Annotated in this window: 1 protein-coding gene and 1 pseudogene; one reads left to right on the plus strand and one right to left on the minus strand. The window is 66.0% G+C overall.

Features of this window, described 5'->3' with window-relative positions; genetic code table 11:
* A partial coding sequence (locus Q0331_RS05255) for a cation-translocating P-type ATPase (protein WP_298075421.1) occupies positions 1-1356 on the plus strand: 1356 nt, incomplete at its 5' end.
* 78 nt (positions 1357-1434) lie between these two features.
* On the opposite strand, the pseudogene Q0331_RS05260 reads toward Q0331_RS05255, so the two are convergent.
* Positions 1435-1816, minus strand: a pseudogene (locus Q0331_RS05260) (pyridine nucleotide-disulfide oxidoreductase); the annotation flags it as partial.

A 1816-nucleotide genomic window follows, 5' to 3' on the forward strand; every position in this document is an offset into this window, starting at 1 on the left:
CGCTCCAGCCTTGACACCTCAGCGATCACCGGAGAATCCATTCCGGAGGAGGTTGCGCCCGGCGACGAGGTACCCGCGGGAGCGATCAACTCCGCCGGTGTGCTGGAGGTCGAGACGACCGCAGCTGGAACGGACAACTCGCTGACCACACTCGTCGACCTCGTCGAGCAGGCGCAGGCGGAGAAGGGTGACCGCGCCCGGATCGCCGACCGAATTGCCCAACCCCTAGTGCCCGGGGTGATGATCCTGGCGGTGCTGGTCGGCGTGATCGGCTCGCTGCTGGGCAACCCCGAGACGTGGATCACCCGAGCGCTGGTAGTCCTGGTCGCAGCGTCGCCGTGCGCGCTGGCAATCTCCGTGCCGCTGACGGTCGTGGCCGCGATCGGCGCGGCCAGCCAGTTCGGCGTGGTCATCAAGTCCGGCGCGGCGTTCGAGCGACTCGGTGGCATCCGTCACCTGGCGGTGGACAAGACCGGAACCCTTACCCGCAACCAGCCCGAGGTTACCGACGTGGTCCCGGCAGACGGATTCGATCCGGCGCAGGTGCTTGCCTTCGCGGCGGCAGTTGAGCAGCAATCGACGCACCCCCTCGCTGCGGCGATCGCGGCAGCGGTGCCCGAAGCGCCCGCCGCCCAGGATATCAACGAGGAAGCCGGACATGGCATCGGCGGCACTGTCGAAGGTCGACGGGTGCTGGTGGGCAGCCCCCGGTGGATCGACGCCGGGCCACTAAAGGCAGACGTTGAGCGCATGGAGTCCGAGGGCCAGACCTGCGTCCTTGTCACCGTCGATGACGCCCTCTCTGGGGCGATCGGGGTCCGCGACGAGCTGCGGCCCGAGGTGCCCGAAGCCGTGCAGACCCTGCACGCCAACGACGTGGAAGTGAGCATGCTCACCGGCGACAACACTCGCACCGCCCGGGCGCTGGCTGAAATCGCCGGAATCGACGACGTGCGCGCCGAGCTTCGCCCGGAGGACAAGGCAAGCATCGTCGCCGAACTCTCCTCCAAGACGCCGACGGCGATGATCGGCGACGGCATCAACGACGCGCCGGCACTGGCGGGCGCGACGGTGGGCATTGCGATGGGAGCGACCGGCTCTGACGCCGCAATCGAGTCCGCTGACGTCGCCTTCACCGGCCACGACCTCCGGTTGATCCCGCAGGCGCTGCAGCACGCCCGTCGAGGCAGCAGGATTATTAACCAGAACATCGTGCTGTCTCTGGCCATCATCATCGTGTTGATGCCACTGGCGATCAGCGGTGTGCTGGGCCTGGCCGCCGTCGTGTTGGTTCACGAGGTCGCCGAGGTCATCGTGATTCTGAACGGCCTGCGGGCTGCGCAAGCGAAGCGCTGAGACACACCTTCGCCCAGCGCGCTGGCTCTCCAGCGCGGATCTTGGAAGGATCGAGCTGCTCAGGGACCAAGCGTCGCCTCAAAACTTTTGCTGCCGAGCTTCATCGACACGGTCCGCGACTACCTGGGCAGTGTGTTTGGCAAAGAGCCCCACACCCATCAGGGTTGCCGATCCGTCGCCGGTCCAGTTGCCATAACCGACTAGATGCAGATTCTTCACTGCGGTTTCGCGGCCACGCATGAGGTGGCGGAATGGACTGAGGGCCGGACGGAAACCAGTGCACCAGATCAGATGGTCGTGGTCGAGCTCGCTCAAGCTATCGAAGATGGGGGTAGCGGTGAGCTGGCCGGAGTCGCGGAGCTCACGTAAATGAGGAAGCGCGACAATGTCCCCGAGGTTCGGGCCGGAATCGCCACCGAGAATCCGGCGGTGGCTGCCCGCGTTAAACGTTGAACTTGAA

This window comes from uncultured Corynebacterium sp., assembly GCF_937999985.1.
Classification (GTDB): Bacteria; Actinomycetota; Actinomycetes; order Mycobacteriales; family Mycobacteriaceae; genus Corynebacterium.